Origin of the sequence: Streptomyces sp. NPDC056231, assembly GCF_048270745.1 — a bacterium.
Classification (GTDB): Bacteria; Actinomycetota; Actinomycetes; order Streptomycetales; family Streptomycetaceae; genus Streptomyces.
This window is the reverse complement of the sequence record NZ_JBLVKW010000091.1, coordinates 1-21573: the sequence shown is the minus strand read 5'-3', so window position 1 is coordinate 21573 and position 21573 is coordinate 1. Positions and strand designations below refer to the sequence as shown.

Here is a 21573-nt window from a genome sequence, read left to right as displayed (position 1 = left end):
CAGCCGACCGTCACCGATCACCAGGGGCTGCCGACCTGACGGTCGGCAGCCCCTCAAACATGCTCATACTCCCCGCTCTCCCCGTATAGGCCAAACCGAGAACCAAATGAGGAAGAGAAACAGCTCTGGCCGCTTTCAAGGAGTCTCATCACCGCCACCTTGATCTGCTATCGCAGGCTTGCGAAGGCCATCAACTCGACCTGATCCGTAAAGTACGGCTCTATACGCCGCCGACCCAACGCGAGGGACCGCGCCGGACGCACATCCTCGAGGAACTCATGACTGACTACCTGGCCGCCGCCATGGCGATGCTCGGCCCGGCCCAGAACCGACATGCGGACCCGGCTGCCTGGGACCGTCTCCACGCAGAGCTCGGCATACAACTGCCTCCCGATTACAGGATTGTTGTGGACGCGTTCGCCCCCATTCAGATCAACGGGCACCTGTATCTCTGCCACCCCGCGACCAAGCAATGGAACCTGGGCCAAGACATCCGGGGCCAGATCGAGGCGTGGTCCGAGGTGCCGTGGGACGACCTAGACCTCGACGCGGATGAGGACCCCCGCCAGCTCTTCGGACTCGACGAGCTGAGCTTTGGCACCCGCAACGGGCTGTGGCCGATCGCGAGCACCGACCGAGGAGAGACCATCTTCCTGCACGCTGCCACCGATGGCCCAAGGCTCCTGGTGAACTATGACGAAACCTGGGCAGAGCACCGCATGAGCTTCGCGGAATGGCTCTACCGCTACCTCATCGGCGAAGACATGACCGGACCCAACAGCGCAGCCTTTTACCCCGGCCCCGTGCAGTTGCGGCGCCTGCCGATGTCCGCCGACGAGCGCCCCGAGCCTTGGTACGGCCCAGACCGCGGCATGTGAGAGACCACCGGTCCGGTCGCAGCGGCAGCCCTTAATGAGATCACCTCTTATCCGGACTCGCCGGTGAGGCAGGCGTGACACAGGCATCCGTCCGGGTGCGGACTGTACGGCGCCGTCTCGGCGCGGTACTGACGCGCATACCGTTCCAGCGTCGCGGAGACGTCCGCTGCGTAGTCCGCGCCGAGCCCGCGTTCGTGTCCTAACGCACGCAGCCGCTCCAAGACACGCGGCGTGTGGACGAGCTTCGGTCGGAAGCCGTGGAGGTGGCGCGTCGCCGTATCGATAACGATCCATCGGCTGGTGTGCCGTTCACGTCCGACCACCGTAACCCGATCGCCTCCTGGACCCCAGTACACGTGGGCCACGTACACCTTCGCCCCGCCCTTGAAGCACTTCGTCCCCGGGCGCAGTTCCTGGCCGCCGACTCCGCATCGACGCCAGGCCACAACGTTCGCCGCTACCAACCAGACTGGTTCCTGCTGCGGGTCATCGGACTCGTTCACGCGCCCCCTCCTCGCGAACGGCCTGCCGGATCCACAGATGCCCATCGTAATCCGGATGGCACAAGTGCTCCGTCGAGCCCGGCTGTCATCCTCATCCGCGCTCGAATGACCAAAGAGACAGAACCTAGGCGAACGAACCGCGCGTGCGGGCGACTACGCCCACTGGCATGAGGTGAGGGCTACCTCTCGGCCGTACCGGGTTCCCTGCTGATGGACTCCTGGTAGACGTCCGCAAAGGTGCGTGAGTCCTTGACCAGGTCATCGCAGAACGCGGCGACGTCGTTGCCGATGAGTTCCAAGACCCCCTTGCCCGCGGCGACGCCTTCCTCGAAGAAGTCAACGATCTCGGGGAGTAGAGGCCCGTCAGGCAGGTCGATCGGTCCGACCTTGAACAGATACTTCTGCATCTCCTTGTAGACGATCCGGTAGTCCGGCGGGAGCGCCTTGACCCGAGCCATGTGCGCCCGCCACTGCTTCTTGCCCTCGATGATGTCCTGGATGCCCACGTCAGCCTCCCAGCCGGCTCAATTTCCTTGCGACGTTCCTGTTCAACTGCTCGCGCCACCGGTCGCGATAGGTTCGAGCCCCTTCTCCACCGGCCAGCGCCGCGCAAAAGCCTCGGATGTCGTCGCCGAGGACCTCGTGGACGCTCTGCCCGTCCGCCGCTGTTTCTTCGAGCAACCCCAGGGCGGCGTCGAGGATCGGCATCAGGTTGCGGCCGGTGAAGTCCCCATGAGGAAAGAGGTGGCCCTTGATCTGTTCCCACGCCGCCCGGTAGTCGTCCGGCAAGGCCTCGGCCCGGGCTTCGAACGCCTTCCATTCCCTGGTGAGATCGCTGCCTGTGATGGTCTCCCAGAAGTTCATCTCCCGCCCTTCTTGAGCCTGTCGATGCGTGATGAGACGTACTGCCACTTCGTCCAGAACTTCGCGAGTTCCTCGCGTCCGGCGTCGTTGAGTGCGTAGAACTTGCGCGGCGGACCGACCCCGGATGGCCGTTTCGTCACCTGGACGAGTTTGTTCCTCTCCAGTCGCAGCAAGATGGTGTATACGGTCCCCTCGACGACGTCGGCGAAGCCAAGCTCGTTCAGCTGACGAGTGATGGCATAGCCGTATGTTTCCTCGCTGCCGATGATTTCGAGCACGCACCCTTCGAGCGTGCCCTTCAGCATCTCCGTCAGGTCGTCCATCGCGAGTCCTCCTCGGCCCTAGCGGTACTGCGTAGTACCGAGTACCACTACACGGTATCACTGAGTAGTGGGGGATGTCAGCGTGGCAGTCTTGACCTTCTGCAGGCTTGAGGCTTCCCCTGACCGGGAAACTCAAGGCCCGGCTGGTGTCGATGGCCGCCGAACAGGGCCTGAGCACTGTCGCGGTCGATCCCGCCCACACCTCCCTGTGGGGCGGCATGCCGGAAATGAGCTGGCGGAATCGTTTCCTGCGGCCGCGCTTCTCCCGGGTCTTCTCGGTGGTGAAGTCGAGGTCTTCGATGCCGATCGCGGCGACACCGGCCTGCCTGGCCCAGTTGATCAGGCGCGTCAGCGCGTGGCGGATCTGTGCATCGCGACCGGCGGTGCCGGACAGGTCGTAGAAGAACCGCCGGGGCCCGCCGACGGGATTGCCGTGCCGGTCGAGTTGGTAGGCGGCGAAGTGGTCGGCGTTGGTATCGACACCGATCATGCCCCGGGCGCGGGCGGTGCTCACCGACCCAGCGGAGGACTTCCTCGTCCCGGAAAGGGACTCACGGCCGACGCCACGGTGCTCGCCGGCAGCGAGGGCTGCCCAGGCAGATCGTGGCCTACGACAGATTCCTGTACGGGTTCCAATGCCACATGGAGTTCGACCGCGACATCATCGAGGGGCTCATCGCGTCCACGGGGAGGGAGCTCGCCGCACTCGGCCGACCACCGTTTCGTCCAGCAGTTCGAGGATCTGGGGCGCCACGACCACCGCTTCGTCCAGCAGTCCAAGGATCTGGGGCGCGACGACCACCGCGCGATGAACCAGCGGCTCGAACTGTTCCTGGACCGGCTGGTCGCCGATTACGTCACGGCCTGCCCGGCGGCAGGTAACCGGTCGCACATGCGCAAGACGCACGACCCACGCCCCACTTCCTGGGACGTGTGTTCAGTCGGTCAGACGGTTCAGGGCCACGGTCGCGAGGCGGAGCGCGGCGTGCAGTTCGGTCACCTCGGCGACGGTGGGGCGGACGACGCCGCACCAACCGCTGCGCAGGCCCGGCCAGAACGCCAGCAGGACCTGGGTGCCCGCGAGCCCCAGGTGGGCCGTGACGTCCGTCCGGTCATCGGCCGCGGGCGTCCAGGAGAGCAGTACGCGGCCCTGCGGGAGGCGGGACGGGCCGCTCAACGGCATCCAGGTGGCCAGGAGCCTGCCGCCCACCGCCGTCACGATCGCACCCCGGACGTCGGCCGGCATGGGGTCCCGTGTCAGCGTGGACAGTTCGACAGGTGTCCGGCGGGCGTCGGAGCCCTCGGAAGAACCCTGGATCAGAGTGAGAACGGGCCTGTCCCCGCCGCCGACTGCCCTGGGCCGCCGCCTGGACGGAGACTGCCTGGCCCGCAAACGGTCGCAGCACGGCCGGCCACATCTGTCGTACCTCGTCACGCTCTCCCTCTCTGCGCTCTATGTGTGTGAACCTCGTGGCCGTCAGTCTTCCGGAGGCGGGGGCCCGTGCACATCGGTCATCTGACTGCCCTGAGCCAGGGCCGGATCGTTCAGCACAGGTCGTGGGAGACCGCGGAGTCGTCGGACCGCCGCCTCTCGTCTGCCTCTCCGTCAGAGCTTGTCGCCGCCCACGGACACGCCCTGTGCTGACCGCTCCAGCAGCCGCAGGGCGGCGGACAGTGCGGGCTGGGCAGCCGGCGCCGGGTGCTCGGTCACCTCACACAACTGGGCGAGGAGGCGGACCAGCCGTCCGTCGCCCGCGTAGGTCAGCGCGACGCTGCCCTCCCACATGGTCTCCCGCAGGCGGACGCCGGTGAACTGCCCGTCCCCGGCACAGGACGTGAGCAGGCGAGACACCAGGGATCGTTCCAGCGGCCCCGGAACCCAGACGCCCTGGTCCAGGTCCTCGGCGAGAGCGTCTGTCAGGAAGGTGAGCTGCCGTGCGGCCTGCGTGTGCGGGTCGAGAACGGTGAGAGGGGCGACTGTGTGCTGGGACATGGGTATCGCGGGTCCTTCTGCTCGACACGGACGGTGAGTGGCTGCCCCGCCCGGCAACGCGTCCGGCAGCACGCTGCCCCGGGACGGCAGGTTCTTGCGATACTGCCTCAGCAGCAGCGCGGCGGCGAGGAGTCCGGCGGTGGTGACGATGCCGCACGACGCGGCCGTACCGTGCCGGACGAGAGGCAGCGCCGTCCATGACAGGACTGCCGCGGGGGCCGTGACGCCGAGCGCCGCCGCCGGATGGACGCCGCCGGCCCGCGCCCGTGCGGGCGTCGGCCGGCCGGACTGCGCTGTCCAGTGGCTCAGGCTGCCTGGACGGTGTCCTTGGCGACGGGGGCGATGTCCTCGGCGGTGTCGCCGGTCCTGCGGGACGGCTTGAGGAAGAAAGCGAGGAGAAGGCCGACGGCGAGGGTCGGGGCGATCCAGAGATAGCCGGTGGCCGTGGCGTGGGCGAAGGCGTCCAGCGCGGTGTCGCGCAAGGCCGCGGGCAGCCGGCCGATGGTGTCGGGGCGGGCAGCGTCGAAACCGCCGGCGGTCGGCAGTACCCCGGTGGCTGTGGGCAGCGCCCTCGCGGCGATCACCAGGGCGATGGCACCTACGGGCAGGTTGATCAGGAAGGCCCACCGCCAGGAGAGCTGGTCGGTGAAGACACCGCCGAGCAGCGGGCCGACGATGCTGGCTACGCCGTAGACCGATCCGAACATGCCCTGGTACCGGCCGCGCGCGCTCGGGGCGACGATGTCACCGACCAGGGCGAAGGTCAGCACGATCATGCCTCCGCCGCCCACGCCCTGGAGCACCCGGGCGCCGATCAGCTCGGGCAGGTTCTGCGCCAGACCGCAGGCGACCGAGGCGATCAGGAAGATCGTGGTCGAGGTCAGGTAGAGCCGCTTGCGGCCGAACATGTCACCGAGCTTGCCCCACAGCGGCGTCACCGCCGTCGATGCGAGCAGGTACGCGGCGCTGACCCAGGCGATGTCGTCGAACCCGTTGAGGTCCTCCGCTATCCGGGGCAGCGCGGTCGAGACGATCGTCTGGTCCAGGGCTGCGAGCAGGACCGCAAGGATCAGCGCGCTCATGGCGGCGACACCACCCACCCGGGGTGATGAGGACTGTGTCGGAGATGGGCACGGTGACTTCGGCATCGGAATCTTCGACATCGGAACTCGCCTTTCTCCAAAAGGGGCGGCGGGAGCGCTGCGCCTGCCGCCCGTCAGCACGGTGGCGCCTCACTCAATTGGCAGTACCTGACACATCTGTCACAGCAATGCAGCGCTTAATCTTCGACTCTTCACGCCTACGAGGTGCTAGGTGTCTCAGGCTCCACAACGCGCGGCTAGACTCGTTGCTGTGAGAGCCGATGCAGCGCGCAATCTGGAAGCCGTCCTGACCACCGGGGCCCGCATGCTCGCCGCCGACCCGGGCGCGAGCATCGCGAGCATCGCCACCGAAGCGGGCGTGGACCGGCGCACCGTTTACCGCCGCTTCGCCTCCCGCGAGGAACTCCTCGCCGCGATCTACGAATCCCGCGTGACCGCCATCGAAGAAGCCATCGCGGACGCACGCCTGCGCGAAGCACCCGTCACCGTCGCCCTGCACCGCTACGTCGAAAACATCATCACCGTCAACCGCACCTGGCCCGTCGACCTCACCCGCATGCTCGCCCACGACACCGTCCGCAACCGCCGCGACGCATGCATCACAGAAGTCGACACCTTCCTCCAACGCGCCACCGACGAAGGCCTCCTACGCCCCAACCTTCCCCACGGCTGGGCAGGCGCCCTGCTCCCCCAGCTCATGCACCTCGTCTCCCGGCAGCTGCCCGAACTGAGCGCCGCACAGGCGGCGGACGTCGTCGTCGACACCCTGCTGCGCGGACTCGGAGCGTCCTGACACGACGAAGGCCCCTTGGAACACATGTGTTCCAAGGGGCCTTCATGTGCGTCCACGGCGTGCGCCTGCGCCGACGCTCAGCTCATTCCGCCGCCTCCGGGCCGTCGCCAGTACCGGAGGCTTCCTGGCCCTCCTCCTCGCGCGGGCACCGGGAGACCGCCGGAGGAATCGGCACAGTTCCGGGGACGCGGACGCGATCACCCGTCCACAGGGAGTCGTATCCCATCTCCTGCGCGGAACGGCAGACACGGAGGATGCCTTCCGGCTGGGCGTCGGGGCCGAAGGTCGGAAGTGCCAGACTCATAAGTTTCTCCTCATGCGATGCCCCGGTCTGGGCCCTTGCCGCTCAGCGGGACGCCGAGCAGGCTCTCCAGTACGGTGACCGTGCGGGCAGGGTCCACGGCGTGGACGGTGGCGAATCCCAGTTCCGCCGCGGGCGGCAGGTACTGCTCGGTGTCATCGACGAACACGCAGTCCTCGGCCTTCAGGTCCAGTGCGTCGAGCACCAGCCGGTACATCTCCGGCTCGGGCTTGCGCGTCCCGTGGACCTCCGACACCACCACGGCGTCGTAGAGCTCCTCCAGCTCGTATCCGTCGTACAGGTTCCACGGGGCCAGGCCGACGGAGTTCGAGAGGATGCCGACCTTCACTCCGGCCCGGCGCGCGGCAGCCGCCGCAGCGATCACCGTGGTCTCGGGGCGCAGGTCGGCGAAGACGCGGCCCATCAGGTTCTCCGGCCGGACACCGAGGAGCCGGCCGGCCGCCTCGTTCCAATGCGTCTGGGTGAGCGTGCCGCGTTCCAGTCTCTCGGTGAGCCGGATTCCCTCGGGGTCCAGGTAGAGGCTGGTGAGCAGAGTCCCCGCGGCCAGTCCCTCGCGCCTCTCGAAAGCGAGTGCGGCGGGCAGCAGAGGGGTCGTCAGCACACCACCGAAATCAAGGACGAGGCCCTTGCGGTACTGAGTCATGTTCACACCTTAGAAGGCGTGCGACACCTGCCTCGCACCAGGTCGCCATATCTCCTGCGATGGGGACACATGTAGGACGGTCGCGTGCGGTCGCAAATCGTCGGCCGGTCGGCCATGCCCGGCTGAGGGGTTCTTCCCGCCCACCGCACCGCATCTCCGCACGGGCGCCCGGTCAGCCCTTCAGCCGGCGCGGATGCGCGGGGTACCCCAGGAGGCGGACCTCGGAGGAGAAGAACCGCAGCTCAGACACGTAACCTTGACTCACACGTATGATCTCGAGTTCCCGGCCGGTCCGCGCGGCCTGACGGTCCACGTGACCACCGGCCGAGCTGCGGCACCCTTGAACGAACCCGCCGAACCCAGAGAAGGCTGAGCAGCAAGAACCTTTTCGGCCATACTAAGTGACTAAATACCTCAGGGAATCTAATCTTCTGTTCGGATGTGGTGCGAGTGGCGGGTGCGGCCGCTGCTCAGCACCCCACATGTGACAAGTCGGCCACCGGCTCAGAGGTTGCACGCGCAGCGGATCGCCGGACGCATTCGGGGAGCCAGTTCTGTCGAGGTGAGCCGGAGGACGGGGACTCAACGGTGCGGCAGAGCAACAACGTACCCTCGCCGTGAGCCTGGCGGTCCGCGTGCAGGGGGCGACAACCACCAGGCCAGGCGCTGGTTCAGCGGTGAAGAGAGTGGGGGGATGATGGAATCGATCGGCAGGACCATGGTCGGCCGCGAACGCGAACGGGAGGTGCTGTCCGACTTCGTGACGGCCTCGGGGGGCCGGGCTCTGGTGCTGCGGGGTGACACGGGTGTGGGCAAGAGCGCTCTGCTGGAACACGTGGCCGACCTCGCGGCGGCCGAGAAGCACAGGGTGATCCGGGCGGCCGGGGTCGAGGCCGAGTCGGAGTTGCCCTTCGCGGGTCTGCACCAGTTCCTGTATCCGCTGCTGTCCCACATCGACCGGCTGGACGATGTCCACCGCAGGGTCTTCGACGTCATCTTCGGCAGGACCGAGGGCACACCCCCCTCGGTCATGACCCTCGGTATCGCCGTCCTCGACCTGCTCTCGCTCGCGGCCTCGCAGAACCCCCTTCTGCTGGTGCTCGACGACGGCCAGTGGCTGGACGCCTCCAGCATCCAGGTGTGCGGGTTCGTGGGCCGTCGGCTCACCGGCAGTTCGGTGAAGCTGGTCGTCGTGCTGCGCTCCGATCTGCCCTCGGGCTTCGACACCGCCGCGCTCCCTGAACTGCCTGTGACAACACTGTCGGAGAGCGCCTCCGAGCGGCTGCTGGACATGCACCACCCGGGGCTGGACCAACGGATCCGCCGTCTCGTCCTGGACGAGGCGCACGGAAATCCGCTGGCTCTGCTGGAACTGCCGCCGTACGTGCGCGGCAACCGGGCCGCACGCACTGCCGAGGAACTGTTCGGGTACACCGGCATCCCGCTCCCTCTGCGTCTGCAGCAGGTGTACGGCGCCCGTATCGCGGCCCTCGGCGACGCCGTCCGCGCGGAGCTGCTGCGCGGCGCCCTTGACGGTGTCGGTGCCGGTACGGCGGCCGACCGCCCGGGCAGCACGCACTACCGCATGATGGAGGCCGACGAGGCCGCGGACTGCGGCCTGCTGGACATCGACCCGCTCACCGGCAACTTCGTCTTCCGGCATCCCCTGGTGCGGTCGACCGCTGTCCAGTTGGCGACCCCCAACGAGCGGCGCGCGGCGCACGCCGTACTCGCTCAGGTGCACCATGACGATCTGGAACGGCGGGCCACGCACCTGGCGGCCTCGGTGGTCGACCCCGACGAGGAGGTCGCCGCGATGCTGGAGGCAGCCGCGAACTCCGCCGTCCCGCGGGGCGGCGCGATGGCCGCCGTGGCCTGGCTGACCCGGGCCGCGGAGCTGAGTGAGAGCCACGAGGAACGGTCCAGGAGGCTGGGCAGCGCGGCGTACATCGCCGGGCACTCGGGCCAACTGGACCAGGCCCAGCGGCTGGTCCGCGCGGGCACCGGGGCCGGCAGCAACGACTCCCCGGCATCGGTGGTCGCGTCGGCCTACGTCGCGCTCTTCGAGGACGGGGACGTGCGGTCCTCGCAGCGCCAGGTCTTCGCGGCGATCGAGAGCATGCTCGACAGTGGGGTGCGGGAACCGGACGAGTTGCTCACGCGCCTGGTCGACCTGCTGCTGGCGATCAATCAGTACGCGAGTGACAAGACCGCGTGGGAGCGGTCTCATGAGCTTCTGGACCCCTTGGGCGACCTGGTGTCCACGTATTCACGCATCTACCAGGATGCCTGGGGCGACGTGGTGCGCCGCGGCGCCGGTGTGCACGAGCGGGTGGAACGCGCCTTCGCCGGAGTCCACGAGATGGAGCCGTGGGACGCCACCAGGCTGGGGGTCGCCGCCTACCACGTGGACACGCTCAGCCAGTACCGGCCAGCTCTCCAGCGCACCGTGGACCGCGAGGTGGAGACGGGGGCACTGGCCGACGCCATGACCATGCTGCATCTGATCATGCTGGACCAGATCGCGGTGGGTGAGTGGGACGAGGCGGAACGGACCGGACAGCGCTGCCTGGAGCTGACGACGACGCACCGGCACGCGCTGTTCGTCCATCACACCCAGGCGTATCTGGGTCTGCTGGCCGCTCTGCGCGGCGAGGCGGACCGGGCACGGGAACTGCAGGCCATGGTCGATGCCTGGGCCCGCCCCCGCGGCGTCGGCTTCCTCACTCAGATCACCGACACCATCGGCACCACCGCCGCCCTCACCGAAGGCGACTACGAAGCCGCCTACCTCCACGCCATCGGCATCACACCCCCCGGCACCTTCGAACCCTACGCCCACCAAGCCCCCCGCACCCTCCTCGACCTCGTCGAAGCAGCCCTTCACACCGGCCGCACCGAACAAGCCCGCACCCATGCCCTCGCCGCCCGCGACGCAGGCCTCCCCGACCTCTCCCCCCGCCTCGCCCTCACCACCTACGGCGCCCTCGCCATGACCGCCACCGACCCCACCGAAGCCGACCAGATGTACCACCAAGCAGAAACCCACCCCGCCGCCACCCGCTTCCCCTACGAACTAGCCCGCATCCACCTCGCCCACGGCATCCGCCTCCGACACACCCACGGCCCCAAAGCAGCACGACACCCCCTCACCCTCGCCGCCGACACCTTCCAACGACTCGGCGCACCCACCTGGGCCGAACGCGCCCGAGCCGAACTCAGAACCGCCGGTGCGTCCCCCCTCGCGTCGTCGGCGCACCTCGCAGCGCTGACCTGGCAGGAGCGCCGCATCGCCGATCTCGCCGCCGGCGGCCTGACCAACAAGGAGATCGGAGAGCGGATGCACCTGTCGCCGCGCACCGTCAGCTCCCACCTCTACCGGGTCTTCCCCAAACTCGGCATCACCTCCCGCGCCGCACTGCGCGACGCGCTGGGCAGGCTTTCCAGTGATCAGAACGTGTGAGCCCCCGGCACGGGACCACGGTGGCCGACGGGCCGGGACCGCAGGTCCCGACCGTCGGCCGCGGTGCGTTCAGCCCTCCTCCGGGAGGGCGCGGACGCCGCGCTCGTCGAGCCAGCCGAGCACGTAGTCGGCGACGAAGCGCCATCCGCTGTCGATGACCAGGGAGTGGCCTCGGTCCGCGAACTGCTTCAGGTCGGTCACGGCCGTGGAGTCGCCATACTCCTTGTAGACCGCGCGGCTGACGGAGTCGGGCACCAGCCGGTCCTCCTGCCCCGAGATCAACAGGAGCGGTCCACGGTCCGTGTTGCCGATGTCCGCCATGGCGAGCGGGCTGCGCACCGCACCTGCGCATCCGAGATCGCCGAGCAGGCGGAGCGGCGCCGGCACCGCGTAGCGCTCATGGAGCCGGTCGGACTCCTCCGGAGCGACGGTGTTCGCGAAGACGTGGTGGAACTGCTCCGACGACAGGGACACCAGCCCGTCGGCGCCGTCGGCACCGCCGGGCGTCCACAACGGGACCGGCAATCCGGGCAGGGGGACCGCGTTGATCGGGGCGGGTGCGATGGCCACGGCGGCCCGGCCCATTCTCGCGCCGATGAGGTGCTGTGCGATGAGCCCGCCGACGGAGTGGCCGACGATCACCGGCGAGATGTCGAACGAGCGCACGATCCCGGCGTAGTGGTCGGTCAGCGCGGCCAGACCGAGGCCGCCGAGCGGACCGGGCGACCTGCGCACCTCCTGAGCGGCGTTGGCCTCCCCGGGCCAGCCGGGGGCGAAGGCGAGGAACCCTCGACTGGCGAAGCGTTCCGCCCATGACTCCCAGGACAGCGCGTGCAGCCACGCACCATGGATGAAGACGACGGGAGTTCGGTTCACGGCTGGTACCTCCGAGCACGACGATCACCCGGCATCGGCACACGAGCGACTGCTCCAGGATCGTCCAGGCATCGGCCCGGGGCGACAGTCGAATGACTTAATGCCGACGCCCGGCGGCGGCACGCGGGCTCCGGCCCCGCGTGAAGGCACCCGGAATTCCAGGCACCGCAAGGCGGACAAGCATTCATATACCGACGGCCCGCCACGAAGATCACCGTCGACCCGGTGGGGCGGCACGGTCAATGTACCTATGTACGACGCCACCCCGGCGGCCAAAGTAGATCAGGCCAGCCTCCGCCCCAGGGAAGGATCCACCCGTCATGAGCGGCAACCAACCAGGTGTCCATGCCTCGCGAACGGCGCCGCACGGCGGTCCAGAACTGGTCCTGAACATCGAACGCGTTCTGCACGTCTCCGCCCGTCAGGCGATCAGGGCGGCATTCCGGTTCACCCCGGAGTCTCCGTTGGCCGTGTCCGCGGAGTTCCTCGTAGAGGGCGGCCCCCGCGTCCTGTGGCGTATCGGACGGGACCTCCTCCAACAGGGGCTGTACTCGATGAGCGGCCTCGGCGACGTTCAGATGTGGCCGTCGAACCTGGAGGAGCGTGCGACCGCCTGGCTTCAGCTGACCTCCGGTGACATGGCGGCTCTGTTCGAGTTGCCTGTGGCACCGCTGGCGAAGTGGCTGGAGTACACCTACGAACTCGTTCCCGCGGGTCATGAGCTCGCCGGGGTCGACTGGGACGTCGCCACCGCGGACATCCTCCCCGCTCGTGAAGCGCAGTCCGACTGATCGCGCGTCACGTCCCGCCGCTCTCCGGCGGCAGGTGACGCCCGGCCGGTGCCGCAGCCCCGTGTCGGAGGAGGGCGGTGCGGACATGAGGTCCCCGAGGCAGCGTGTGCCGACACATGTATCACTGCCCTCCGCACACATCCTGCCACAAGCAAGGTGTGTTGTCCGCATGTGGAAAGCAACTTCCTCGACGGTCGGCCGCCAGCCGGCGTGCTCCCGATGGAGCCCGGGGGCTGCCCGTGATACCACGACACACCCCGTGGGACGGCGGACCTGCGGGCCCGCCAAACCCCGTTCGGACCGACACCTGATACTCGTCGAGGGTTAGGCTCGGGAAGACAGGTGTCGCGACTGGAGGGGCAAAGTATGAACGGGGTACCGGCGACCACCGGGCTGGGAGAGGACGCGCCACTGACCCGAGCCGCGCAGGCAGGCGACGTTTCGGCCCTGGCCCTGCTCCTGGAGCGGCACCGGCCCGGGATGCGAGCCGTGGCGCTCAGCCTGCTGAAACCGGGCCCGGACGTGGACGACGTCATGCAGGAAGCGGCGCTGGTAGCGCTGCGGCGGATCGTGGACGTCCGTGATCCGCAGGCCGTGGGGCCGTGGCTGCGGATGGTGGTGCGCAACAACTGCCGGACCCTGCTGCGCGCCTCCCGGCGGGTCGAGCCCTTGGAGGAGGTGCCGCTGCCGCCGGACGGCGTCACACCCGAGCAGGTGCTGCAGAGCCACGCGCTGCGGGACTGGATCTGGGAGGCCATCGAGACGCTGTCACCTGCCCTGCGGCTGCCGGTCGTCCTGCGGTACTTCTCCACCGGAATCACCTCGTACCGGCAGATCGCCGAAGCCTGCGCCGTGCCCGTCGGCACCGTGCGCAGTCGGCTCAGCCAGGCCCGCGCCGCGTTGGCCCAGGCCGTGACCGCCACGGCGGCCACGGCACACGAGGACGTGACGCGCCGTACGGAGGCCAGCTGGCTCGAGGCACAGGAAACACTCGCGGCCGCCGAGCGCGGCGAGTTCGGCAAGGTGGTCAAGGACCGCTACTCCCCCGATGTGTCGCTCCTGGCCGGCGGTGAACTGCTCGGCGGTGCCGGAGTCCTGCTCGCGGGCATGGACGGCGACCTCTCGGCGGGCGTTCGCCAGCGGCCCGTCCACATCGTGGCGGGCCGGTCCCTGGTCGTGTGGGAGATGGAACTGATCAGCCCGGCTGACGATCCGGAGCACTGTCCCCCAGGGGTCGCCTGGATCATGACGCTGGACGGCGGTCGCATCGACCGGGTCTCCCTCTTCCACGCTGCCCGCCCGATGGAGCCCGCGTCTCCCGTGGCCTGAGCCAAACGCCCCTCCCCCAGCCGCTGTGCGCCAGATCACATCGCGGCGACCGAACTTGTCGGCCTCCGGAGCGTCGTGCCGGTGTCATGGAAAACCAGCACATCACGGAGGACTCGATGGTCTCGTCACCCGCGCACAACCACGCCTCGGCGCCCGACACCGCCCCCCTCTCCCCCGGTACCCACACGTACCGGCTGGGCGGGCTGGTGCAGCGCTATCACGTTCACGGCAGCGGCCCGGTGTGCGTGGCCCACTCCGGCGGTCCCGGAATCTTCTGGGAGTACATGCGCATGCCCGCCCTCGAAGAACACCTCACCATGGTCTACGTCGAGCCCATAGGCACCACGACGGACAGCCGCCTGCCCTCGCACCCGCACGGATACACGCGGGAGCGCTACAGCAGCTTCCTGGAGGTTCTGATCAACCGGCTCGGGGTGCCGAAGGTGCACCTGTTGGGGCACTCGCACGGCGCGTTCGTGGCCGCCTATCACGCCCTGTACCGCCCCGGGCGGCTGGCAGGAGTCATTCTGTACGAGGGCGCCCCTGTCACCGGCCCTGAGCACGGCGCGGAGGCGGCTCGGATGGTGGAGGCGTTCGCCGCGAAACATGCCGGCCACCCCGGGCTGCCCGGGGTGATGGCCGCATTCGGTGCGATGGGGAGCATGTCCACCGACGAACAGACCGCGGCGGTCGCCCGGGGTGTGCTGCCGTCATACTTCGCCGACTACTGGGCGGATGAGGAGCGGCTGGCCCCGTTCCGGGCGGCCGTACGGGCCACGTACATCTCGGGCCTGGACGAGGATCTCGTCCCTGACGCCATCGACGACCGCGCAGCGCTCAAGGAGCTGGCGGTACCGGCACTGGTCGTCGTGGGCAAGCACGACGTGATCTGCGGAATGCGCTGGGGTCTCGAACTCGACGAGCTGATCCCGCAGTCGCGGCTGCTGGTGCTGGAGGACAGCGGTCACATGGGACATGTGGAGGAACCCGAGCTGTTCGCGGCCTCGGTCCGTGGCTTCGTCATGGAGACCGCAAGCGCGGGCTGACCGAAGAGGCCGCCATCGTCTCGATCGGCCAGGTCTGCCGCCTGCTGCGACTGTTCTCCATCCGGGAGCAGTTACCGGACCTGGCCGACGGCGCTGCGAGGCGGTGCGGCACATGTGACTCGCTGCCGGCGGCAAGGCTCGGGCATGTCGCAGAAGAGGCGCGGGGGCGTGTGCGGCACGCAGGCAACGTGTGCCACGGAAGCGCTTGCGGCACGGAGCGCGCGACACGTGTCGGAGGCGGGCACAAGCAGGCATTAGTCACCGCCTTGACGGGTGACGAAGAAACCTGCCATGATTGCGTCACCTCCTCGACCAGTGACGAGAAAGCGTCCTGGTCAGGGAATGATCCAAGACCTCTAGACCCAGATGGGGAGCACCAGTCATGGCAGTCACCTACACCGCCGTTGTCGACGTCGACGGAGAGGGCCGGAACGGTGGTCACGTCCGCTCCTCCGACGGCCTGCTGGAGACCAGCCTCGCTGTCCCCAAGGAACTCGGCGGCTCCGGCACCGCGACCAACCCCGAGCAGCTCCTGGCCGCAGGCTGGGCCGCCTGCTTCCTCGGCGCACTGCGTCACGCCGCCAGCCTGCGCAAGGTCCGGCTGACCAGCACCACCATCACGGCCGAGATCACTCTCACCCACGGCGACGACGGCGAGTTCTCCCTCTCCGCAGTCCTCACCCCCGTCCTCGGCGGTGTGGACCAGGCCACGGCCGAGGAGCTCGCACACGCCGCCCACCGGATCTGCCCGTACTCCAAGGCCACGCGCGACAACATCCCCGTCACCATCAACGCCGGCGCCGCCGCCTGACCCGTTCCTTCCTCTGACCGCGGGTCCCGTGCCCCCTTCCCCCCGGCACGGGACCCGCTTTCCTTCTCCCACATACTCACACCGGCTACCGAAGAGCGAGGGCGGGACATGGCTCCCACGACCCACACACATGTAGGGCGTGCCAGGCTTCCTCGGCCCGCTCCCGACGATGTCACCACCGTCACCGTCCCCGGCGATCCGCCGTCCACGAGCGCGGCAGGCTCCGAACAGCCTGCATGGCCCACCGACACACAGGTGTGGAGCTGGGCGCAGAGCGTGACACTCATGGGATACGGCCCACCGCCGTCCAGTTTTCTGTGACGCACAGAACCGCATGGGGCCACCGGCCAGGGCGGGCCGGCAATAGCGTCCAGGCAACCGCATGCCACGTCCGGTCGACGCCGTGGGCTACCGTGCGGGCGCATCTGGTGGAAGGCCGAGCGCCCACCATTCACACGTATGAAGCCAGCCAGGTGCCGCTGGCCGCGGTGACGAATTGGGCACCGCCGCCGGCGAAGCGGGCCGGCGAGCCCCTCAAAGGGCCGCATGAATCAAGGGACTTCGGCCGAGGTTTCCGGAGCACACCATCAGGTGACTGCTGCGGCACACGTCGCTCGCGGCCGGCAGTGAGAGCACGTTGCCCACCGACATGGACGTGAGCGCCGTCGGCGGGTGTGGTCCAGACGTTCATGGCGAGTCCCACGCACGCCAGGTGATTCCTCGCACCGCATGTGAGTCCTCGATGGCACCGCCCACCGAGCTCCCCCTTACCGAATTATCCGAACCATCGAAAGCGGGATGACAGCAGTGGACATGAAGCTCGAAGTCGTCGTTATGCCGGTGTCCGACGTGGACCGTGCCAAGCGCTTCTACGCGGAACAGCTCGGATGGCGTCTCGACGCCGACTTCCCGATCGACGAGGGGTACCGGATCGTGCAGGTCACCCCGCCCGGCTCCGAGTGCTCCGTCATCTTCGGCAAGGGCCTCACCCAGCAGGAGGCGGGCACCCTCCACGGCCTCCAACTGACTGTCACCGACATCGTCGAGGCCCAGAAGGAACTGGAATCCCGCGGTGTGCAGGTCTCCGGCCCGTTCCGCGACGAGACCGGCGTCTTCCACCACGCCGGTGACTCCCACCGGGTTCCCGGCCTGCACCCCGAGCGGGCCAGCTACGGCACCTTCGCCGCCTTCGCCGACCCCGACGGCAACGAGTGGTTCCTCCAGGAGGTCACCCGGCGCGCCCCCGGCCGCTGAGACCCGGCCCCGTTCTGCCGGACCCATCCCCCCGGCCCCGTCCATCTACCGGAGGACACATGTCGACCGAGAACATCCGCACGTACGACGTCATCGTGATCGGCGCAGGGCCGGTAGGTGAGAACGTCGCGGACCGCACCACCGCCGCGGGCCTGAGCACCGTCATCGTGGAGAGCGAACTGGCCGGCGGCGAGTGCTCGTACTGGGCCTGTGAGCCCAGCAAGGCATTGCTGCGCCCGGTGCTGCTCCGCGCCGACGCCGTACACGTTCCCGGCATCCACCCCGCCGTCAAGGAACCGTTGGACATCGAGGCCGTCCTCGCACATCGCAATCGCATGTCCGCCGACTGGAAGGACGACGACCAGGCCGAGTGGATCAAGTCAGTCGGCATCGACCTTCTGCGCGGTCACGGACGCCTGGCCGGGGAGCGCGAGGTGTCGGTGGAGACCCCGGACGGCAGCACTGTCCGGCTGCGTGCCCGGCATGCTGTCGCCGTGTGCACCGGCAGCCGCGCGGCTCTGCCCCCGCTGCCCGGGATCGAGAGCCTCAGGCCCTGGACCAGCCGGGAGGCGACCAGCGCCCGGAGACCGCCTGGTCGCCTGGTGGTTGTCGGAGCAGGTGTGGTGGGCGTCGAGATGGCCACCGCCTGGCAGGCACTGGGCAGCCGGGTCACCCTGCTCGCCCGTGAGGACGGGCTGCTGCCCCGCATGGAGCCCTTCGCCGGGGAGCTGGTCGCCGATCGGCTGCGGGAAGCCGGCGCGGACGTCCGGTTCAACGTCTCGGCAGCCGCAGCGGAGCGGACGCAGGACGGGGAGGTTCGGGTCACCCTGACAGACGGGTGTGAACTGACCGCCGACGAGATCCTGTTCGCCATCGGCCGCACTCCGCGATCGGAGGACATCGGGCTCGACACCGTGGGACTGGTCCCGGGCGACTGGCTCGACACCGACGACAGCCTGACGGTCACCGCCGTCCCCGGGAACTGGCTGTACGCCGTCGGAGACGTCAACCATCGGGCACTCTTCACCCACCAGGGCAAGTACCAGGCCCGCATCGCGGGTGCAGTGATCGGTGCCCGGGCCCGTGGTGAGCAGTTGGACACCTCCCGCTGGGCACCGCACAGCGGGACGGCCGACACCGAGGCGGTCCCAGGCGTCGTGTTCACCGACCCCGAGGTCGCCTCCGTGGGCCTGACCGTCCGCGAGGCCGAGCTCGCCGGTCGCGCCGTAGAGGTCGTCGACCACGAGATCGGCCACGTCGCCGGAGCCCTCCAGTACCGCCCCGACTACCGGGGCAAGGCACGTATCCTCATCGATCGCGACCGTCAGGTCGTGGTCGGCGCCACCTTCGCCGGGCCGGGCGTCGGTGAACTGCTGTACTCGGCCACCGTCGCCATCAGCGCAGAGGTGCCCGTCGACCGCCTCTGGCACGCCGTACCCGCCTTCCCCACGATCAGCGAGGTGTGGCTGCGTCTGCTGGAGACCAGGAGGGACTCATGACCACCGCACGCGATCTGGCGCTCGTCACCCTGGGTCTGCCGCCGGACCGGTCCGTGGAACAGGGTGACCTCTCCCTGGTCCTGGCGGCCGCCGAGGCGATCGACCTGCTGGAGAGCGGCGCGCTGACCCTCGACGGCGACCGTGTGGTACCCGGTCCGCGGGTGACGACGGGCGACCGCCTGCTGGACCAGGCGCTCGCCTCGCTCGTCCGCCGGGAACCATACGAGACCGTCGGGGACTGGCTGTGGCGCCGCGGCGCCCGACTCGCCGCGGCCTACGCCGAGGACCTGGAACGGGCCGGAGTCGTCGTCCCCCCGCGGGGTATCGGGCTTCGGTCACGGTTCACGCGAACCGCTCCGGCCGACTCGCCGGAGCGCCGCCGCGCAGAGGAGCGACGGGCATCGGGCGAGCCCGTTCTCGCCGCTCTGACTGCCGTCCTGCGGACCGGGGACACCCAGGTGGACGACTGCCGAAGCGCCGACGGGGATGCGGCGAACGCGGTACTGGCCGCGGTCGGGGACGCGGTGACGGAGCTGGAGGCCGCACGGCTGCGCCGGGACGTCGAGGGCAACGCGTTCGACAACATATGGCGCGGTTAGGGACCTCTCGGCGCAACACCTGAGGCGACGTGACACCTGTGCGTGCCCTGGGACGATTCCCGCCCGCCGGCCTCGTCGTGAGAGGTCTTTCCACGACCTCGGCGCCGACGGACTCGTGCTCGACCCGGCCGTCGACGAGGTCGATCAGGTGCGACGACTGGCGGATACCGTCCTGCAGGAGGACCCCCGATCATGCCCGGAGCCCCGCGGCGGGACAAGGTCGCACGGAGCGCACACATGCGTCCGGCTCCGTGAGCCCCCGCGCGCGGGACACACAAACATGTCAGTCGGTCGCGTCCTGCTCCACCAGGGTGTACATGACGGAACGCTGCTGCTTGTGACGCTGGATGCGTCCCTTGGCGACCAGCGATTCGAGGGTGTTCCGTACCACCTGCGGAGTCGGGTTCCGGTCCGGGTGCTTCTCCAGAAGCTCGTCCCGCAGTTCCTTCGCCAGGCGAGGCCCGTCGTGCTTACCGAGCAGGTCCAGCAGCATGTCACCGAGCAGCGGCTGGCGCGACTTCCCCTTCGCGCCGACCGCTGCGTCACCTGCCCCACGGCTGATCCCGGCCGAGCGTCGCGAAGCGGCTGCGGCGGGCGCTCGCTTCACCTTTGCGACGGCGGGCTCGTTCTGCAACTGCTCGGGCAGACGCGACGGATCGGCGAAACCCTCGTACCGCTCGGCGAGCTTCAGAATGTCGGTCAGGAGGGCCTCCTCCTGCTTCAAGACCATGATCGTCTCCGTCAGCTCCTGCTGCCGACGGTGGTTCTCCTCCAGATCCGACGCGGCTTGTTCTACCAACCGCGATCGGAACGTGGCGGCTGACTGGCTGGTCACAACCGTTCACTCCCTCGCTATGAATGATGTTGCGCATGGTACCCACGCCGAGGGCCCCGTGCAGATAAGTGTCGGCGCCAGGCGATACGCCGGGCATACCCTTCACGATAGGCGCCGATGTACTCGCGCATATAGTTGGCGCCGACATTTCTTCGACCGCCAAGGGCGCGTGGCAGCCACCCGCATCAGGCGCACTTCGTACAGAGTGCCCGGCAGGTGTGCCGTCGAACCGCCCGCGGAGACCCAATGTGGACCGCTGTGAGTTGCAGCCGTGGGCCCACCGGTGGGCCCACGGTCCGGGACAGCGGCAGCGTGCCCCGGCGCGCGCCACGAGGCCGGGATCCGTCACCTGACCGCATGTTCGCGGGCTGCCAGAGCAGCTTCCTCGGCTGAACCATGGTGCACGGGTCCATGGCCGGGAAGCAGCACGTCCGCGTCCACGTTCTCGATCAGGGGTACATACGCGTCTCTCTCGACTCACATCGTCGAGCAGAGGTCGAGGCGGCTCGACACACGTGACATATATCCCATAAGCTTTACCCGTCTGCATCGCACCGACAGAGAGCCACATATACCTCTGCGACTGCAGCATCACGTGTCATGGGGACGTCACCCGGGACTACCGTGGGCTTCCGTCACGGGAAGCGACGGACCTCTCCTGACACATGTCTCCTCGGAGCGCCCCTGGACCGTGAGTCCCGCGCCCGCCGGGACCGCGCGCCGCCGCCCAGGTCAGGGCGTCATCCCACAGGCGCGGAGGAAGCGGTCTTCTTGCGTGCCCGGTAGGCGGCGGCCTTGTACTTGTTGCCGCAGGACTCCATGCCGCACCACTGACGCCGCATGCCCCGGGACCGGTCGATGTAGACGCGCGTGCACTCCGGGTTGCCGCACTCCTTCATCAGGGGTACGTCCGGACCGCTGAGCAGTTCGACGGCCTGCCGGGCGACGGTGGCCAGGGCCTGCTCGGGGGTCGCCTCAGTGTGCCGGCCCTTCACGGTGAGCTGCGGCGTCACGGGGGTCTTGCGCGCGGCGCCGTTGACCACAGCAAGCGCCTCGCGGTCGAACTCCTCACCGAGACGGCGGTTGGTGACGAGCCGGTAGATGGCCTCGCGCACCCTGATCGCCTCGCGGACGTCGTCGTCCTCACCGGGCGTGATCGTGTCCACGAGTCCGGACTCCAGGTACCAGGCGTTCAGCCGCTCCGGCGTCACGAACATCTCGAACCGGGTCGAGCGCCGGGCTCGGAGGGTGGCCGCGAAGTCGAGGGCCGGCTGCCCGCAGACGAAGACATGGTCAAGGTTCACATCACCATCTTGACAGGTGACTCCCGTCGAACGCAAGGTTCGCCAAGGTCACGGTCCGCGCCCCTCGCGACCGTACGATACTCCGTGCGATGCCTGCAGGTCAGGCTCAGAAACCGGCCGGTTCGGCCTCCTTCCACGGGCCGCGCCCCGGCTCCAGCCGGATCTCCCGGCCCTGCCACCGCCGGCGCAGCCACCGGTCGTGGCTGGCTACCACGATGGCATCGGGGCTGGTGCCCAGCGCCTCCTCCAACGTCGGCGGGTCACACCGTGGGGGCTCCCGTCTCCTTGAGCGTTCCGTCGGCCAGCCGCAGCCAGCGGTTCACGCCGATCGCGGCGAGGAACCG

General features: G+C 68.8%; 23 protein-coding genes and 1 pseudogene. 10 read left to right on the top strand and 14 right to left on the bottom strand.

Going from position 1 to position 21573, the window contains the following annotated elements; all coding sequences use genetic code 11:
- Positions 1-278: 278 nt before the first annotated feature.
- The gene (locus tag ACNPQM_RS38035; protein WP_418087534.1) at positions 279-878 is read left to right on the top strand and encodes an SMI1/KNR4 family protein; all 600 of its coding nucleotides are present in this window, start codon (positions 279-281) and stop codon (positions 876-878) included.
- Between the two features lie 682 nt (positions 879-1560).
- Here ACNPQM_RS38035 and ACNPQM_RS38030 read toward each other — a convergent pair.
- The 8 genes and pseudogenes from ACNPQM_RS38030 to ACNPQM_RS37995 all read right to left on the bottom strand — a co-directional run bounded on the left by ACNPQM_RS38030 (position 1561) and on the right by ACNPQM_RS37995 (position 5709).
- The gene (locus ACNPQM_RS38030; RefSeq protein ID WP_358862402.1) at positions 1561-1887 is read right to left on the bottom strand and encodes a DUF1048 domain-containing protein; all 327 of its coding nucleotides are present in this window, start codon (positions 1885-1887) and stop codon (positions 1561-1563) included.
- Position 1888: 1 nt separating this feature from the next.
- A complete protein-coding gene (locus ACNPQM_RS38025) occupies positions 1889-2245 on the bottom strand; it encodes a DUF1048 domain-containing protein (RefSeq protein ID WP_418087533.1) in 357 nt (118 codons plus the stop codon).
- Complete coding sequence (locus ACNPQM_RS38020; RefSeq protein WP_358862403.1) at positions 2242-2568, bottom strand: PadR family transcriptional regulator; 327 nt, start codon at positions 2566-2568, stop codon at positions 2242-2244. Before ACNPQM_RS38020 ends, ACNPQM_RS38025 begins: the two co-directional genes overlap by 4 nt.
- A gap of 213 nt (positions 2569-2781) precedes the next feature.
- A pseudogene (locus ACNPQM_RS38015) lies at positions 2782-3073 on the bottom strand (IS200/IS605 family accessory protein TnpB-related protein); the annotation flags it as partial.
- Positions 3074-3241: 168 nt separating this feature from the next.
- The gene (locus ACNPQM_RS38010; protein ID WP_418087532.1) at positions 3242-3475 is read right to left on the bottom strand and encodes a hypothetical protein; all 234 of its coding nucleotides are present in this window, start codon (positions 3473-3475) and stop codon (positions 3242-3244) included.
- A 30-nt stretch (positions 3476-3505) separates the two neighbouring features.
- A complete protein-coding gene (locus ACNPQM_RS38005) occupies positions 3506-3814 on the bottom strand; it encodes a hypothetical protein (protein ID WP_418087531.1) in 309 nt (102 codons plus the stop codon).
- A 360-nt stretch (positions 3815-4174) separates the two neighbouring features.
- Entirely contained in the window at positions 4175-4561 is a 387-nt protein-coding gene (locus ACNPQM_RS38000) for a hypothetical protein (protein WP_418087530.1), read from the bottom strand.
- A gap of 305 nt (positions 4562-4866) precedes the next feature.
- The gene (locus ACNPQM_RS37995; RefSeq protein WP_418087546.1) at positions 4867-5709 is read right to left on the bottom strand and encodes an MFS transporter; all 843 of its coding nucleotides are present in this window, start codon (positions 5707-5709) and stop codon (positions 4867-4869) included.
- Between the two features lie 259 nt (positions 5710-5968).
- On the opposite strand from ACNPQM_RS37995, the gene ACNPQM_RS37990 reads away from it, so the two are divergent.
- Entirely contained in the window at positions 5969-6457 is a 489-nt protein-coding gene (locus tag ACNPQM_RS37990; RefSeq protein WP_358862418.1) for a TetR/AcrR family transcriptional regulator, read from the top strand.
- Positions 6458-6539: 82 nt separating this feature from the next.
- On the opposite strand, the gene ACNPQM_RS37985 is transcribed toward ACNPQM_RS37990, so the two are convergent.
- Together ACNPQM_RS37985 and ACNPQM_RS37980 are read right to left on the bottom strand one after the other, a co-directional pair.
- Entirely contained in the window at positions 6540-6761 is a 222-nt protein-coding gene (locus ACNPQM_RS37985; protein WP_418087529.1) for a hypothetical protein, read from the bottom strand.
- A 10-nt stretch (positions 6762-6771) separates the two neighbouring features.
- Entirely contained in the window at positions 6772-7422 is a 651-nt protein-coding gene (locus tag ACNPQM_RS37980) for an HAD-IA family hydrolase (protein ID WP_418087528.1), read from the bottom strand.
- 697 nt (positions 7423-8119) lie between these two features.
- Here ACNPQM_RS37980 and ACNPQM_RS37975 point away from each other — a divergent pair.
- Positions 8120-10885, top strand: coding sequence for a helix-turn-helix transcriptional regulator (locus tag ACNPQM_RS37975; RefSeq protein ID WP_418087545.1), 2766 nt, complete (start codon positions 8120-8122; stop codon positions 10883-10885).
- Between the two features lie 69 nt (positions 10886-10954).
- On the opposite strand, the gene ACNPQM_RS37970 is transcribed toward ACNPQM_RS37975, so the two are convergent.
- On the bottom strand, positions 10955-11761 hold the full coding sequence (locus tag ACNPQM_RS37970) for an alpha/beta hydrolase (RefSeq protein ID WP_418087527.1): 807 nt from the start codon (positions 11759-11761) through the stop codon (positions 10955-10957).
- Positions 11762-12081: 320 nt separating this feature from the next.
- Between ACNPQM_RS37970 and ACNPQM_RS37965 the strand changes: the two genes are divergently transcribed.
- The 7 genes from ACNPQM_RS37965 (at position 12082) to ACNPQM_RS37935 (ending at position 19090) form a co-directional block, all read left to right on the top strand.
- On the top strand, positions 12082-12552 hold the full coding sequence (locus tag ACNPQM_RS37965) for an SsgA family sporulation/cell division regulator (protein ID WP_358862410.1): 471 nt from the start codon (positions 12082-12084) through the stop codon (positions 12550-12552).
- A 366-nt stretch (positions 12553-12918) separates the two neighbouring features.
- Positions 12919-13881, top strand: a complete 963-nt coding sequence (locus tag ACNPQM_RS37960; protein ID WP_418087526.1) for an RNA polymerase sigma factor — start codon at positions 12919-12921, stop codon at positions 13879-13881.
- 116 nt (positions 13882-13997) lie between these two features.
- Complete coding sequence (locus tag ACNPQM_RS37955) at positions 13998-14927, top strand: alpha/beta fold hydrolase (protein ID WP_418087544.1); 930 nt, start codon at positions 13998-14000, stop codon at positions 14925-14927.
- 382 nt (positions 14928-15309) lie between these two features.
- Complete coding sequence (locus ACNPQM_RS37950) at positions 15310-15738, top strand: organic hydroperoxide resistance protein (RefSeq protein ID WP_358862412.1); 429 nt, start codon at positions 15310-15312, stop codon at positions 15736-15738.
- A gap of 807 nt (positions 15739-16545) precedes the next feature.
- Positions 16546-16992, top strand: coding sequence for a VOC family protein (locus ACNPQM_RS37945; RefSeq protein WP_418087543.1), 447 nt, complete (start codon positions 16546-16548; stop codon positions 16990-16992).
- A 59-nt stretch (positions 16993-17051) separates the two neighbouring features.
- Complete coding sequence (locus tag ACNPQM_RS37940; RefSeq protein ID WP_418087525.1) at positions 17052-18491, top strand: dihydrolipoyl dehydrogenase family protein; 1440 nt, start codon at positions 17052-17054, stop codon at positions 18489-18491.
- Positions 18488-19090 (top strand): GPP34 family phosphoprotein, encoded by a 603-nt coding sequence (locus tag ACNPQM_RS37935; RefSeq protein ID WP_418087524.1) that lies wholly within the window; start codon positions 18488-18490, stop codon positions 19088-19090. The genes ACNPQM_RS37940 and ACNPQM_RS37935 overlap by 4 nt, the downstream gene beginning before the upstream one ends.
- Before the next feature lie 283 nt (positions 19091-19373).
- On the opposite strand, the gene ACNPQM_RS37930 is transcribed toward ACNPQM_RS37935, so the two are convergent.
- From ACNPQM_RS37930 to ACNPQM_RS37920, 3 genes are all read right to left on the bottom strand, one after another.
- Positions 19374-19925 carry a hypothetical protein gene (locus ACNPQM_RS37930; protein WP_358862415.1) on the bottom strand — a complete coding sequence of 184 codons (552 nt, stop codon included), beginning with the start codon at positions 19923-19925 and terminating at the stop codon, positions 19374-19376.
- Between the two features lie 740 nt (positions 19926-20665).
- Positions 20666-21229, bottom strand: a complete 564-nt coding sequence (locus ACNPQM_RS37925; RefSeq protein ID WP_358862416.1) for a CGNR zinc finger domain-containing protein — start codon at positions 21227-21229, stop codon at positions 20666-20668.
- 106 nt (positions 21230-21335) lie between these two features.
- Positions 21336-21479 carry a hypothetical protein gene (locus tag ACNPQM_RS37920; protein ID WP_418087523.1) on the bottom strand — a complete coding sequence of 48 codons (144 nt, stop codon included), beginning with the start codon at positions 21477-21479 and terminating at the stop codon, positions 21336-21338.
- Positions 21480-21573: the final 94 nt, after the last annotated feature.

What these genes read in the sequence shown, in the direction of transcription:
- ACNPQM_RS38005 (WP_418087531.1), bottom strand. Translation starts at nt 3,814, where the DNA reads ATGCCGGCCGACGTCCGGGGTGCGATCGTGACGGCGGTGGGCGGCAGG.
- ACNPQM_RS37950 (WP_358862412.1), top strand. Translation starts at nt 15,310, where the DNA reads ATGGCAGTCACCTACACCGCCGTTGTCGACGTCGACGGAGAGGGCCGG.
- ACNPQM_RS37985 (WP_418087529.1), bottom strand. Translation starts at nt 6,761, where the DNA reads ATGAGTCTGGCACTTCCGACCTTCGGCCCCGACGCCCAGCCGGAAGGC.
- ACNPQM_RS37935 (WP_418087524.1), top strand. Translation starts at nt 18,488, where the DNA reads ATGACCACCGCACGCGATCTGGCGCTCGTCACCCTGGGTCTGCCGCCG.
- ACNPQM_RS37995 (WP_418087546.1), bottom strand. Translation starts at nt 5,709, where the DNA reads ATGCCGAAGTCACCGTGCCCATCTCCGACACAGTCCTCATCACCCCGG.
- ACNPQM_RS37980 (WP_418087528.1), bottom strand. Translation starts at nt 7,422, where the DNA reads ATGACTCAGTACCGCAAGGGCCTCGTCCTTGATTTCGGTGGTGTGCTG.
- ACNPQM_RS37960 (WP_418087526.1), top strand. Translation starts at nt 12,919, where the DNA reads ATGAACGGGGTACCGGCGACCACCGGGCTGGGAGAGGACGCGCCACTG.
- ACNPQM_RS38035 (WP_418087534.1), top strand. Translation starts at nt 279, where the DNA reads ATGACTGACTACCTGGCCGCCGCCATGGCGATGCTCGGCCCGGCCCAG.
- ACNPQM_RS37955 (WP_418087544.1), top strand. Translation starts at nt 13,998, where the DNA reads ATGGTCTCGTCACCCGCGCACAACCACGCCTCGGCGCCCGACACCGCC.
- ACNPQM_RS38025 (WP_418087533.1), bottom strand. Translation starts at nt 2,245, where the DNA reads ATGAACTTCTGGGAGACCATCACAGGCAGCGATCTCACCAGGGAATGG.
- ACNPQM_RS37965 (WP_358862410.1), top strand. Translation starts at nt 12,082, where the DNA reads ATGAGCGGCAACCAACCAGGTGTCCATGCCTCGCGAACGGCGCCGCAC.
- ACNPQM_RS37940 (WP_418087525.1), top strand. Translation starts at nt 17,052, where the DNA reads ATGTCGACCGAGAACATCCGCACGTACGACGTCATCGTGATCGGCGCA.
- ACNPQM_RS38020 (WP_358862403.1), bottom strand. Translation starts at nt 2,568, where the DNA reads ATGGACGACCTGACGGAGATGCTGAAGGGCACGCTCGAAGGGTGCGTG.
- ACNPQM_RS37975 (WP_418087545.1), top strand. Translation starts at nt 8,120, where the DNA reads ATGGAATCGATCGGCAGGACCATGGTCGGCCGCGAACGCGAACGGGAG.
- ACNPQM_RS38000 (WP_418087530.1), bottom strand. Translation starts at nt 4,561, where the DNA reads ATGTCCCAGCACACAGTCGCCCCTCTCACCGTTCTCGACCCGCACACG.
- ACNPQM_RS37990 (WP_358862418.1), top strand. Translation starts at nt 5,969, where the DNA reads ATGCTCGCCGCCGACCCGGGCGCGAGCATCGCGAGCATCGCCACCGAA.